Genomic DNA, 12811 nt, shown 5'->3' on the forward strand with positions numbered 1-12811 from the left:
GGCATGTTGAGTTCCCCAACAATGCCCATATGAGAAGATAAAACATGGACAAGGATTATTATAAAATAATGGGTGTTAACGAAGATGCCTCAGAAAAGGACATCAAAATGGCTTATAGGAAACTTGCCCGTAAATACCATCCAGATATAAGTAAAGAGCCCGATGCTGAAGAGCGTTTTAAAGAAATGGGGGAAGCGTACGAAGTACTAAAAGATCCTGCAAAAAGAGCACAATACGATAAATTCCGAAAAAATAAAGACTTTAATCAGCAAGCACAATATACTTATTGGCGCCCCGAAGAAACGGAGCAGTATTACACTAGTCATATAAACGAAGATTTATTCGAAACATTATTTGGCCATTCTCGCTATCGCCAACAACCTATGACAGGACAAGACTACCACGGAAAAATTAACCTTACCCTGGAAGAGGCATTTACAGGTACAGTAAAAAGCATACAGATTCCTGTGCTACACGATTCACAAACTAATATGCACTCTTTAAAAGTAAAAATTCCTGCTGGGGTAAAATCAGGCCAACAAATCCGATTAGCAGGACAAGGAGCGCCAGGGGCACATGGAGGATCTCGCGGCGACATATACCTCACTGTGTACGTTGAAAAGCACTCTTTTTTTGATGTGATAGATAGTGACATCTACCTCACACTTCCAATTACCCCTTGGGAAGCCGCTTTAGGAACAACTATTGTCGTTCCAACTCTAGGAGGAAAAATTGACTTAAAAATTCCACCAGGTTCGCAAGGAGGACAAAAGCTAAGACTCAAAAATCGTGGTTTGCCTGGCCCAACACCAGGGCATCAATACGTACTTTTAAAAATCATTACTCCGCCAGCAATCACCGAAGCTGCAACTGAATTTTACAAAAAAATGGCCGAGGTGATGCCTTTTAATCCACGAACTAAGATGGGAGTATAAGCATGAAGCAAAATAATACTATAGTAGGTGTACTTATTGAAGAAACAACTACTATTTCATTTAACGAAGTCTGTCTAAAGTACCAAATCCCTAAAGAACTATTACTTGAAATGGTTGAATATGGTATATTTTCGAGCCAAACCTGCGCATCAGAGCAACCCCAATTAAATCAAAAAGATTTACGAAAAATTGAATCTGCATTTCGTCTCCATAATGATTTAGGGGTTAATCTTCCCGGAGTAGCTCTTGTATTGGAGTTATTAGAAAAAATAGATCAATTAACTGATGAACTCAGTGTTTTACGCAAACACATTTGATTTTTTTCAATCAAAGCAAGCCTCAATTCTTACAAATCCCAAAGATAAATATCAATGGATGATTAAGGCGTGTTGACCATTCATGCCACGTATCATAAGAAATCGCTCTCGCGACAGTTTTAAGTCGCAGCACGTGGGTAGTGGGGATGAATGGTCAACTCGCCTTAGTTTATTTAAGTAAGTCCATCATCTTATAAATTCCTATTCCTTGCTAAACAGATATGTATTGAATTAACAAAAGATTAACTTTATCAAAAGGAACTTAATAAATTCTTTCAAGCAGATATTGCTCCACATTGCCATATAGTAATACAATGCGTAAAGGATACTATTAATTAATCGAAACTTATGCGCCCATTGTTTATTATTTTGATTGTTTCGTTGGTTATTTTACAGCATAAATTATGGCTGGGCGATGGTAATTTGATTCAATGGCGTGAACTTCAAAAAAAGCTTGCTGCTCATGAACAAGAAAACAATAAGTTAGCAACACGTAATCGTTCACTTGAAGCAGATATAAAAGAACTTAAAAATGGAGATCAAGCCCTGGAAGAGCAAGCACGATATGAACTAGGAATGATCAAAGAAAATGAGGTATATTATCATTTTATTGATTAAGGGCAGCCTCTCTTACTAACAAGAAAAAAAGGAAAATGTATCTCTTTTTTTGATTTTAAATAAGAAGTACTGGTGTATATTAAGCGCTGAGCAATTCCAGAAAATCAGGTGGTTGTTGATCCCAAAGACTCAATACATACCCCCCTCCTCCTGAACCCGTGGGTTTGACAGCTAATGCACCCTCGGCCATTAGTCGGTTCATATGTTGCTGAAGGCTCTCACTTACCAGCCCCCATTGAAAAAAACAATCTCCTGCTTTTTTAATCGCTTTAGCTAATGAAACTATTGCCTCTACATTACTATCTTCTAAAGCATTTCTAGCTTCCTCTACAGCTTCAACCATTTGATGATCAATTTGTTCAGCTAATTTAGCATTTTTATCCCATAAACTTTGTACCTGATTAATGCAATGAGAAGTAATTCCAATTTGCTTACATGAAGATAAAAAAAACTTTGGATAAATTTTTTGTTGAACAGGTACTGTATTACCTGATTTAAAATAGATCCCCCCTTCCGCAGCAACTCCTGCAATATCTAATCCACTACTTTTTCCATGAAATAAATGTTCTAATTCTTTGGCAAAAACATTGCATTGGCTTAAATCTATCATGTTTTGGGCACAAAACCAGCGACTCATCGCCACACAAAGAGCAGCAGAGGCCCCCATTCCTGCACCAACAGGTATATTGCTCCCTAAATGAAAATATCCACCTAGTTGATTTATGGAGCGACCCAATATTTGCAATCCATGTTCCAAAACACTCCAAAATAAAAGATGCATATCTGCACCACTACTCCCCTCATAATCGGCACCTAGAGATAAGGCTGAAGCAGAATATCTTAAAGTTAATTTTTTCTCCTTAATTGGAAATACCAGTGCAGGATGGCCTCTTACCACTGCATGTTCGCCCGCCAAAATCCATTTACCATATGTTGTAGTCTCAAAATCAAAGAACATCATAATTACCCACTAGATAATCTCGTTTGAATTCACGTGCTAAATCTTGTTGATCTGACCGATACAATAGGTGAATATTGGGTCCCGCATCCATTGTAACTATAGGACCATCACCTTTTTTATCCCAAAAGTCTTCTAAATGATGCAATAAATCGGTGCTATTTTCCGTCATATAAGAAAAAGGCTGCTCACAAGTATGAAATAGACGATGCATACTTTGAAATTCATACCAGCAAATTTGATAAGCCGAAGCCCAATCTTTGGAAATCAGTGCATTTAGTAAAAGCTTTAAATTATCTTCAGCTTCTTGTGCACGAGTTGCATAGAATGAGCTTGTCTTTACTCGCTTATGTGCCTCACTAGAGGGCACTTCTTTCTTTTTATTACTTACTATAATACCTTGATAAATCAACTGCTGATAAGGTAATTCTACAGCTTTTACTTTGTCGTCTTGCCATAAAGCCCAGGGAGAATAAAAAGATCTACACGACGATCCTGAGCCTAACCGGCTTAATTGGGCTTGCTCATCTATAGACGGCATAGGCTTTTGAGTGAGTTCACTTAAAGCGATTGATGCACAACGCGTCAATGCTGCAAAACTTGAAGCTGAACTTGCCATACCACTGCTATGTGGAAAATTATTACATGACTGAACTAAAAATCCAGCTTCATAATCAAAATGACTTTTTATGCGTGCTAAATGATCAAGGAACCTTTTTTGCCCCTCTGGAGATATGACCAATTCATCAATGCCTCCAGGCACAATCAATGGCTCCCAAATGTCTTTTTTCGAACTTAATTTTTCAAGCCTTACAGTACTGATAAGATTATCTAAAGTATAAGATAACGAAGAGTTATCTGGAGCATTTGAACTCTCATCTTTTTTTCCCATGTATTTGATTAAAGCAATATTAGCTGGAGCATGAGCAAGCCAATACATAATATTTCTCCTTGGGTATTAGGGTCTGTAGACAATTGCTTTCCACTACCGGGGTGTTACGCTACCGGTTCTTTATCTTTCTCACCCACTTACACACATACAGCCTTTCAACAAACATGAGTGTCTTGTGCAAATATATAATCGTCTGTTTATGCAAAAAAATTAGATTCAGCTGGATAACCTGAGTTCCTTTTCACATAATCCAGGCTGAATTCAAACTAAAAACTAAATTCTTATATTCATATTGTACGTAATTTTGAGCTCGCCAGTTGGGCCGTAGGTGTATTTGGATAGGCCCTAACTACCTGTTGCAGGAATTTCTTTGCTTCTTGCTTGTTGCCCTGTTCTGCATAGGCATAGCCAACCTTTAGCATACTTGCGGCAGACTTACTTGAGGTAGGAAATTGTTGTAAGACTGTATTAAAATGCTCAATGGATTTTGAATAATCCTTTTTAACCAAATAAAGTTCCCCTAACCAATACTGAGCATTAGCGGTGTAACCACCTTTGGGATACTTTTGTACAAAAACATTCATTGCAGTGATAGCATCATCGTAACGTTTATTTTTTATTAATTCATAAGCAGCTAAATAACTAATTTGTTCATCAGCTGGATTTGCACGAGAAACAGGAGCAGAAACTGGAGTCGTCACCATTGCATTCGCATCATTTTTTTTTGCGGGTGTACTGATCTTGTCCTTGGAACCAACATCAAGATCTATTGGTGGTTTACTCGATGCTAACTTAGAGGAGGAATTTCCACTTAAACGCGCATCTAAATCTTTATAAAAAGCCACTTGTTGCTGCTGTAACAACTTTAAATCATGGGCCTGTACTTCTAATTGCCCCCTCAATTCTTGAATTTCTTGTTGCAAACTTTGAATTTTATCAATCAATTTCGCATTGTCAGTGAGATTATTCTCTGAATCACTTGGATGATCATCTTTAGCAAGTGCAGGACCATCCTCATCTTGAGAATTATCGATAGTGTAATTGTCATTCTGCGCTAAATCAAATTGTCCGCTTTCAATTTGGGGATCATCATATTTAGAACCAACGACAGGCGCTTCTTGCGCCTGCCCCTCAATAATCGCAAAATTTTCACTATCATCAACTACAGGTGCCTCTGACCAACCAGTCAAAGGGAGCATTAGCATAAAGCCTGCAGCGATAATGTGTCTTTTGCAATAAATCATCTTGTTGCCTCATAAGTAAATTCTACGCGTCGATTTTGTGCATGTGATGCGTCATCGTGTCCTAGGTTAATTGGACGCTCTTTACCATAACTTACAACACGTATTTGTTGTCGGTTAACACCTGCCATACGTAAAATATCAGCTACTGTATTTGCACGACGCTCTCCAAGAGCTACGTTATATTCACGACTTCCACGCTCATCAGTATGTCCAGCTAATAATACACGAGCACCAGGATGTGTTTTCAAATATTCAGCTTGAGCATTTACAGACGGCAAATATTTTGGAGCCAGATTACTATCATCGTAAGAGAATAAATATAATTGATTATGAGGTGCCTGAGTTGTGTAGGACTCTCCTGGTTCTTGGCCAGCAAAATGAGTGAATTGCCCTAAACCTTGAGCAGATGCCTCCCCTTCAGCCAAAGCGGCTCCGTCAGCACTACCAGGCGCTTTAGAACAAGCAGCCACTAATATAACGCTCGCTACAAGCAGACCTAATTTACATAATGATCTGGCTTTCATCCTCAATCTCCTCTTTTTTTTATTAGTTAGATTCCCATAAAGGGCTTATGGAGGCACATTGTACAATCCTTTTTATTTTTTGGCTACAGTAATTCCCAGGCACTTTATGCAGAATCTATCCTTCTTAATGCTCTATGTAGGACACCACAAAATGAGCCAGTTCTGCGGTAAATATTTGTGTTGCTTTATTGGCTGCAATTACACCACCATAAGGGGTATCACTTGGACATGGAACACTTAAGTTAATAATGCGTGAGCCTAATATTTTATTGTCACTAACATGAGTTAAAACTATCTTCACCGAAAACTCGATAACACTGGGCTTTTTGAGAAAGTTTTGATTTAGATAAAGAAGTTGGCTATCTAATCGATAATCTGCACCCAAAGCATACGCATTAGAAGTAACTGCTTCAAAAAGATTTGTCTTTTGTAGGCTTTGCAAGATTAATGGATAAAGCATATCAGCGGGAGGATTTACCCAGGCATTTTTTGCAAAAGCCTCAAGCTCGTAAGGTCTTTTTATATAGAGCATCTGTTCTGTTTGATAACCACCAGCAGCATCAGGGGCAGTAACCAATAAAGTAATAGGCATAGGTTTTTTGGCCAACTGCTTTGCACTAAAGGCACTTAATTGGTATTGATCTTTTACAGAAATTCTAACAGGTGAGCATGCGCTAAGTATTACAGCACTTAAACCCAAAAGACAAACAGCCAATTTTTTCATTATTTATTCTCCAGGCCCTGGTTGTGGAGGTTTACTTCCACGAATTACTACCGCAGGATTTTGTCGCATTTCACTACTTACTTTTTCAAGGTTTGCCGAAATTGCATTCAATCGACGCAGCAAAATGGTTGCTGGTGGAAGTGATTCCTGGGAGATTTTATCGAGTGTATTTTTTCCGGAATTCATCGTTTTTGATACGCTATTTCCAGCTTTACTCAAACTTTCTGCCATAAGATTAAACTTTGAAATACCCACTTTAAGCTCTTCAATTACATGTGGGAAATCCCGGCTGGTTTTCGCTAGATTTTCCATAAAGACATTCACATTTTTACCATTATCGGCAATATCTTTAGAAAAACTATCAATATTCGAAAGTATATGTTTTATATGTTTTGCATTTTCTTCATTAAATATACGTTGTGCTTCGGTGGTCACTATACCCATATCTTCAGATACTTTTTTCAAAATACTATCCAATTGATTAAAAACAGACGGTTTAGAAGGAATAACTGGATACGGTTCACCAGGCATTTTTGTTATAGGGGTCAAATTAGAAGTACTTGCACTCAAACCAATATAACTTACCCCGGTAATCCCCTGGGAATTAAGAGTAGCAAAAGTACTCGTCGTGACTGGAGTCCCTTCCTCTATATCCAACAAAATTTCAACTTGCCTGGGATCATTTTGATTTAATCTAATTTCTTTAACATAGCCTACTTGCACTCCATTATATTTCACTGGGGCATCCTGAGTAAGGCCTGAAGCGGCCTCATGCATGTAAACTGTGTAAGTAGTATATTTTTTCTGATTAAAACCAATGGATAACCACAACATTGTAGTTATAAGTCCCACAAGCAATATGAGTACGACCACGCCCACTATGGTATAATTGGTTTTCGCTTCCAAAAATATTATCTCCGGTTACACTTTGCTAAAATAGTCTGCGATTATTTTATGCTTATTTTTCATTAATTCTTTAATGGGTTCAATACTTAAAACTTTTCCATCACCAATAAAAGCTACACGATCTGTGGTTCTTTTCAAGGACTCTATATCATGACTCACCATAACTATAGTAAGCTTTAACGAGTCCCTTAAAAAAACAATTAAATCATCAAAACGTCTTGCGCTCAGCGGATCTAAACCCGTGGTAGGTTCATCCAAAAATAATAATTCTGGATCCATGGCGATAGCACGCGCCGCAGCTGCTCTTCTTTGCATACCCCCACTCAACTCAGAAGGCAATTTTCCTGCTGCCTCTGTTGGAAGACCCACTAAAGCTATTTTTAATAAAGCCAATTCATGCATAAACTCAGGTTCAAGGCTAGTAAACTCTTGCATAGGAAACATCACATTTTCCAATACGGTCATTGACGAAAATAACGCACTATGTTGAAAAAGCATCCCCCAACGACGACGAAGAGAAAGTGCCTCTTGAGCATCAAGATGACTAATATTCTGACCAAAGACTCTAATGTCTCCAGCTGTCGGCTTCATTAACATCAGCACACTACGTAATATTGTTGTTTTTCCGCTTCCAGAGCCACCAATGATGGCTAAAATTTCTCCTTTTTGCACGGTTAAATCGACACCAGAGTGTACCCATTGACCACCAAGGTAATTCTTCAGGCCTTTGATTTCAATAATGGATTCACTCATTTACCAATGCATCCGGCTGTAAATCACTGAATAAATTGCATCAGCAATGATAATCAGAAATAGTGCTTGTACTACACTTTTAGTTGTTTGACTTCCAATATTTTTTTCTGTCCCTGCTTCAACTTTAAACCCTTGAAAACATCCCACCAAAGCAATTAATAATGCAAAAGCAGGTGCTTTATAAAGTCCTAAATTCAGCTGAGAAAGTCCAACGGTATCTCTTAGTCGTTGCAAAAAGTCAGTAAAGTTAATGCCTAACATGTTATTGGACATAATCATTGAGCCTAAAATACTAAAAAGATCGGACCAAAAAATCAATAAAGGAAATGCGATCAATAATCCAATAACTTTAGGCAGAACTAATAACTCTGTAGGGGAAAGTCCCATAGTGAGTAGAGCATCCACTTCTTCATTCAATTTCATACTGCCAATTTGCGCTGTAAAAGCGGAGCTAGTTCGTCCAGCAACAATAATAGCAGTAATTAACGGTGCAAACTCACGGAAAATAGCCATCCCTGACAGATAAGCAATAAAGCTATTGGCGCCGTATGTTTGGAGTTGCAATCCCATCTGATAAGCTAGAACAACTCCAATTAAAAAAGAAAGTAAAGCAAGGATAGGTAAAGCGGTTACTCCAGTGGTATAGATATTAGAAATAATACTCGGCAATTGAAATCGTCGCCAATTACCGAATGCCTCAATTATTTTTGTAGTTAAATCACCAACTAAAACAAGAAGGCCATCTACTTGGCGAAATTTATTCTCTGATTCTTTACCTAATTGGTAAAAGAGGTTCTCTTTTGGGGCAGAAGGAATATGATAATCCAAAATATCCTTCTTTGATTTAATGAGCTCCAAAAGTTGTTGCTGTGTTTCGGTAAAGTCAGTTAATTCAACTTGGTTTTCTCGTTGCTCCAACTTATCAATACACTTGATTAATGCTAAAGCGCCGGCGCTATCAAAGTGACTAATCCCTTCCCCACTGATTGTTACTTTTTTTGTTTCAGGTAACTCATCGGCACTAAATCGCTTCACCAAGCTGTCAATTTGTAAAACAGACCAAATACCAGTACAGTGATATCTGATACGTTCTTTATCAAAAGTGATTTGCGCGCTATTTTGTACCATAGTTATCTATTTTGAAAAATAATCCCAAGAATAATATGAATATTCTAGAAGAGCAAAAACTAAGGACTATAGTATCATAATACTTGATCATTCTGATAGTTTATAACGTTCTATGCCATATTATTAAATTAAGCATCGCGTGCACACTGACTTTTACTGCAGCGGAGCGATGCCAACTATTAAAGATTGGGTTTCTTAAACAGTCACAGCAATTGCATTAATTGATGTACATAGATTTTCAACCTTTTTACCCGTATCAGTTGCAGGTTTAAGCCAGGAAAGTTGTCCTTTATAGATTGAATATCCTGCTTGAGCAAATCCAGCAGTAAAGATTAGTGCGGCTAAATTTGCCAAGAAAGATTTCCATCCTCGATGTTCCTGTAATATTTTTACATTATCATTATCTTCTTTAAGAGTAGTTTGGCTGTTGATTTTAAAAGCATCCAAATTTCCATCGATGATGTATTGGTTGGCTAAACGAGAAATTTCGCTATAAATACTTTTAGCAGCCTCAGAAGCTTTTTGGTATTTATTCGCTTGAGCTTGATTTCCTTTATTACGATTTTCTTCATATTTAGCCTCAAGCTCTTCCTGCTTCAGCTTGAAAGCTCTTAACTGGACGTTAACTTGTAATAGATGAGCTTCTCGTTCCCTTATAGTTCGGGGATCTAAAGAGTTTTCTTGTATCGCTTTTTCTGAACTCAAAGTAGTACCATGAGCATCTTTTTGCTGACTTCCTTGATTACCACTTTCAACAAGTCCCATATTTGGTACTATTTCTTTAACTACTATATTATCGACATCTAAATTAAGTGACTCACTTATTAAATGCTCTTGTGTTTGCTGTAATTTTACTTGTTCGGAAGGAGAAGGAAATTGTTTTTTGAGATCTAATTTTAATTGAGTTATCTCCTCATCCAATTTTCTCAGCCGTTGTATGTGGTATTCAGTTAGTTTAGAAGAAATAATAAAAAAATTTTTTCCCTTTTTTTCTTCATATTTTTTTTGACTCTTGGAAAATTCCTCATAGGATTTACAGTTTTTGAATTGTTCGATAACTTCCAATCGTCTTTTTTCAGCCAATAGAAAAGATTTCATTTCAGCTTGAGCACGTTTTCCCATTTCATCTCCCTTAATCCAACACACAAAGAGCGATTAATTTACACTGAACACAAAATAAATACCATAAATTTAAAATAAAAACATTTTACGTATTGTAATTTATTGTATTAAATGAATTTTTTTGATCCTTAAAAACAAAAATATATTGATAATATATTTATCGGATCTTTTTTGATTATCTGCATTTTGAAATTATCAAAATTTAGCGCTAATGCCGATTCTTATTGAGACCAGGTCTTTAAAATCGCTTTAGGAAAAATAAATTTGCTATAGCTTATGTATTACACAAACAACATAAACAAAATCTAGGCTATAATACAACTAAATCATATAAGCGATAAGTTTTAAGTAGTTTGCTTCCCTATTTTATGATAAAATAACCTCATTTATTCGCAAAAACGTAAAAATTTAGGTATGCAAGACAACTACAGCCACTTTGAACAATGCAAAAACGACCTTATTAAACTTGGCGTTAATGCCGGCTAACCAAGGAGAAAGCATGCCTCTAGCTTCTAATACTGATGAATTATTCCGCGGATTCTCAAAACTTTCACGTGAAGAACGATTTAAACGGTTGTTAGCCTTGGGGGCAATCAATGCAGAAGACATCGCATTTCTTAAAAATGGAGGTATAAAAGATTTAAACTTGGCGGATAAACTTATTGAGAATGTTATAGGCTACTTTCAGCTTCCTCTAGGTGTAGCAACCAACTTTAATATTAATGGACAAGATTATGTTATTCCCATGGCTGTTGAAGAAACTTCAATTATTGCTGCTTTGTCAAAATCAGCCAAATGGATTAGGCAATGTGGTGATATAAAAACATGGGTACAAGGTGAATGCATTTTAGGTCAAATTCAATTAGCCAAAGTTAAAGATTTCAATAAATTTTCTCAAATTTTTGATGAAAATCGTGCCTACCTGATTAGCAAAGCAAATAAAGATGTAGCAGAGAATATGGTAAAGCGTGGTGGTGGTGTTATTGATCTGCAACTACGTCTTCTCAAAAGAGAAGACGGCCAAGAAATGGTTGTTATCCATTTAACGATGAATAGCTGTGATGCGATGGGTGCTAATATCATTAATCAAGTACTTGAATACTTAAAGTCACCTATAGAGCAATTAACAGGTGAAGAAGTCACCATGTGTATTTTATCAAACTTAAACGACCAAAAGTTAACTACATCCCAAGTAACCATCCATAAAATTGATCCCGTTCTAGGCCAAAAACTTCAAGAGGCTTCTCTTTTTGCTGAAATGGATCCTTATAGAGCAGCAACACATAATAAAGGGGTAATGAATGGAATCGATCCGGTCTTAATTGCAACTGGCAATGATTGGCGAGCAGTAGAAGCAGGAGTTCATGCTTATGCAGCGCGTAATGGTCAATATCAAGCGATCACGCGTTGGCGTTATGAAGATGATACCCTCACTGGCCAACTTACAGCGCCTATTATAGTAGGTACTATAGGTGGAGTTACTTCGCTCCATCCTACTGCTCAAATGTGCCTACGAATGATGAATATTTCTTCTGCAAACCAACTATCTCAAGTTATCGCTGCAGTAGGACTTGTACAAAATTTAGGTGCAATTAAAGCGTTATGCACAGAGGGAATTATTCAAGGTCATATGAAACTTCATATTGACAATTTACTCCTCGCAGCAGGAGCGAACGAAAGTGAGATGCCTCTTCTTAAAGAGCATTTACAAAAATGGCTCGCTTTACATAAACGTATCAGCTTGAATAATGCTCATGATTTATTGGCAAAAATTAGACAAACTCCAATTGCAGTATGAAATGGTTAGTTCCTGCAAAAACATTTCTATTAGGTGAATATGCTGCAATAGCTGGGGCATCAGCAATTCTTATAACCACGTCCCCTTGTTTTCAGCTTATCCTAACGTATAAAAGCAATAAAATGTCAGAAATTCACCCCCAATCTCCGGCAGGAGTTTGGTGGCAACAACAAAACTTAGATCAAGGATTAATCTGGAACGATCCCTATGCAAAACGAGGAGGCTTGGGGGCATCCAGTGCACAATTTTTAGCAAGTTATTTAGCAAGCTGCTTTCTCAAAGAAAAGGAACCTAATTTAGATGACATGCTCAATGCTTATTATAAAGTATCATGGACAGGGTCTGGGCTAAAGCCTAGTGGGTATGATGTTATAGCACAGGCTCAACACGGTTGTGTATTTGTTAATAGACATAAAAAAATGATTCAATCTTATGGATGGCCATTCCAGGATCTATCTTTCTTCCTAATTCATACAGGAGTAAAACTAGCAACACATCATCATTTGCAAACTACCACCTTACCTGATGAAATTGACTATTTATCTTCTTTAGTTGATGAGGCTAAGCTGGCATTTGAGCAAACTGACTCTGCAAAACTAATTGCAACTATTAACAATTATCATAAAAAACTAGTTGAATTGAATTTAGTTGCAGAACACAGTTTAAATTTGATAAATCGACTTAAAGAATATACTGAAATACTTGCAATCAAAGGTTGCGGTGCTTTAGGTTCAGACGTTATCTTACTCGTTACTGCAAGTCATAAAGCCCAAACTCTAGAGAGTCGCTTAAAATTGAACCATTGCACAATTTTAGCTTCTGAAAAAAACATCTATTTTATAAGTCAAAATTTAATGTCTTTATCCCAATTTTGTTAATCCTTTGCTCCTCA

The 12811-nt window shown here is 37.0% G+C and carries 14 protein-coding genes; 5 read left to right on the forward strand and 9 right to left on the reverse strand.

What is annotated here, in order from left to right:
* The first annotated feature begins 44 nt into the window (after positions 1 to 44).
* The 3 genes from EKG34_RS14540 to ftsB all read left to right on the forward strand — a co-directional run bounded on the left by EKG34_RS14540 (position 45) and on the right by ftsB (position 1870).
* Complete coding sequence (locus tag EKG34_RS14540; protein ID WP_003636629.1) at positions 45 to 935, forward strand: DnaJ C-terminal domain-containing protein; 891 nt, start codon at positions 45 to 47, stop codon at positions 933 to 935.
* 2 nt (positions 936 to 937) lie between these two features.
* Positions 938 to 1252: a chaperone modulator CbpM gene (locus EKG34_RS14545; protein WP_003636627.1), complete on the forward strand. Its 315-nt coding sequence runs from the start codon at positions 938 to 940 to the stop codon at positions 1250 to 1252.
* A gap of 348 nt (positions 1253 to 1600) precedes the next feature.
* Positions 1601 to 1870, forward strand: coding sequence for a cell division protein FtsB (gene ftsB / locus EKG34_RS14550; RefSeq protein WP_003636624.1), 270 nt, complete (start codon positions 1601 to 1603; stop codon positions 1868 to 1870).
* A gap of 79 nt (positions 1871 to 1949) precedes the next feature.
* Here the strand turns inward: ftsB and EKG34_RS14555 are convergent, their stop codons facing one another.
* The 9 genes from EKG34_RS14555 to EKG34_RS14595 form a co-directional block, all read right to left on the reverse strand.
* Positions 1950 to 2828 (reverse strand): mevalonate kinase family protein, encoded by an 879-nt coding sequence (locus EKG34_RS14555; protein WP_003636623.1) that lies wholly within the window; start codon positions 2826 to 2828, stop codon positions 1950 to 1952.
* Entirely contained in the window at positions 2818 to 3768 is a 951-nt protein-coding gene (locus EKG34_RS14560) for a diphosphomevalonate decarboxylase (RefSeq protein ID WP_003636621.1), read from the reverse strand. Before EKG34_RS14560 ends, EKG34_RS14555 begins: the two co-directional genes overlap by 11 nt.
* A gap of 239 nt (positions 3769 to 4007) precedes the next feature.
* Positions 4008 to 4964, reverse strand: a complete 957-nt coding sequence (gene ybgF, locus EKG34_RS14565; RefSeq protein ID WP_003636619.1) for a tol-pal system protein YbgF — start codon at positions 4962 to 4964, stop codon at positions 4008 to 4010.
* Complete coding sequence (gene pal, locus EKG34_RS14570; protein WP_003636618.1) at positions 4961 to 5488, reverse strand: peptidoglycan-associated lipoprotein Pal; 528 nt, start codon at positions 5486 to 5488, stop codon at positions 4961 to 4963. Before pal ends, ybgF begins: the two co-directional genes overlap by 4 nt.
* A gap of 124 nt (positions 5489 to 5612) precedes the next feature.
* Positions 5613 to 6212, reverse strand: a complete 600-nt coding sequence (locus EKG34_RS14575; RefSeq protein WP_003636616.1) for an ABC-type transport auxiliary lipoprotein family protein — start codon at positions 6210 to 6212, stop codon at positions 5613 to 5615.
* A gap of 3 nt (positions 6213 to 6215) precedes the next feature.
* On the reverse strand, positions 6216 to 7118 hold the full coding sequence (locus tag EKG34_RS14580; RefSeq protein ID WP_012979242.1) for an MlaD family protein: 903 nt from the start codon (positions 7116 to 7118) through the stop codon (positions 6216 to 6218).
* Between the two features lie 15 nt (positions 7119 to 7133).
* A complete protein-coding gene (locus tag EKG34_RS14585) occupies positions 7134 to 7871 on the reverse strand; it encodes an ABC transporter ATP-binding protein (protein ID WP_003636608.1) in 738 nt (245 codons plus the stop codon).
* Complete coding sequence (locus EKG34_RS14590; RefSeq protein ID WP_003636607.1) at positions 7872 to 8999, reverse strand: MlaE family ABC transporter permease; 1128 nt, start codon at positions 8997 to 8999, stop codon at positions 7872 to 7874.
* A 195-nt stretch (positions 9000 to 9194) separates the two neighbouring features.
* Complete coding sequence (locus EKG34_RS14595; RefSeq protein WP_003636605.1) at positions 9195 to 10121, reverse strand: hypothetical protein; 927 nt, start codon at positions 10119 to 10121, stop codon at positions 9195 to 9197.
* 499 nt (positions 10122 to 10620) lie between these two features.
* On the opposite strand from EKG34_RS14595, the gene EKG34_RS14600 reads away from it, so the two are divergent.
* Together EKG34_RS14600 and EKG34_RS14605 are read left to right on the forward strand one after the other, a co-directional pair.
* Positions 10621 to 11919, forward strand: coding sequence for a hydroxymethylglutaryl-CoA reductase, degradative (locus tag EKG34_RS14600; RefSeq protein WP_003636603.1), 1299 nt, complete (start codon positions 10621 to 10623; stop codon positions 11917 to 11919).
* Entirely contained in the window at positions 11916 to 12797 is an 882-nt protein-coding gene (locus EKG34_RS14605) for a mevalonate kinase family protein (RefSeq protein WP_003636602.1), read from the forward strand. The genes EKG34_RS14600 and EKG34_RS14605 overlap by 4 nt, the downstream gene beginning before the upstream one ends.
* Positions 12798 to 12811 lie beyond the last annotated feature (14 nt).

This window comes from Legionella longbeachae (assembly GCF_004283175.1).
Classification (GTDB): Bacteria; Pseudomonadota; Gammaproteobacteria; order Legionellales; family Legionellaceae; genus Legionella; species Legionella longbeachae.

Bases quoted from the DNA above. Each gene is read 5' to 3' on its own strand.
- EKG34_RS14540 (WP_003636629.1), top strand. From the start codon at position 45: ATGGACAAGGATTATTATAAAATAATGGGTGTTAACGAAGATGCCTCA.
- EKG34_RS14545 (WP_003636627.1), top strand. From the start codon at position 938: ATGAAGCAAAATAATACTATAGTAGGTGTACTTATTGAAGAAACAACT.
- ftsB (WP_003636624.1), top strand. From the start codon at position 1,601: ATGCGCCCATTGTTTATTATTTTGATTGTTTCGTTGGTTATTTTACAG.
- EKG34_RS14555 (WP_003636623.1), bottom strand. From the start codon at position 2,828: ATGTTCTTTGATTTTGAGACTACAACATATGGTAAATGGATTTTGGCG.
- EKG34_RS14560 (WP_003636621.1), bottom strand. From the start codon at position 3,768: ATGTATTGGCTTGCTCATGCTCCAGCTAATATTGCTTTAATCAAATAC.
- ybgF (WP_003636619.1), bottom strand. From the start codon at position 4,964: ATGATTTATTGCAAAAGACACATTATCGCTGCAGGCTTTATGCTAATG.
- pal (WP_003636618.1), bottom strand. From the start codon at position 5,488: ATGAAAGCCAGATCATTATGTAAATTAGGTCTGCTTGTAGCGAGCGTT.
- EKG34_RS14575 (WP_003636616.1), bottom strand. From the start codon at position 6,212: ATGAAAAAATTGGCTGTTTGTCTTTTGGGTTTAAGTGCTGTAATACTT.
- EKG34_RS14585 (WP_003636608.1), bottom strand. From the start codon at position 7,871: ATGAGTGAATCCATTATTGAAATCAAAGGCCTGAAGAATTACCTTGGT.
- EKG34_RS14590 (WP_003636607.1), bottom strand. From the start codon at position 8,999: ATGGTACAAAATAGCGCGCAAATCACTTTTGATAAAGAACGTATCAGA.
- EKG34_RS14595 (WP_003636605.1), bottom strand. From the start codon at position 10,121: ATGGGAAAACGTGCTCAAGCTGAAATGAAATCTTTTCTATTGGCTGAA.
- EKG34_RS14600 (WP_003636603.1), top strand. From the start codon at position 10,621: ATGCCTCTAGCTTCTAATACTGATGAATTATTCCGCGGATTCTCAAAA.
- EKG34_RS14605 (WP_003636602.1), top strand. From the start codon at position 11,916: ATGAAATGGTTAGTTCCTGCAAAAACATTTCTATTAGGTGAATATGCT.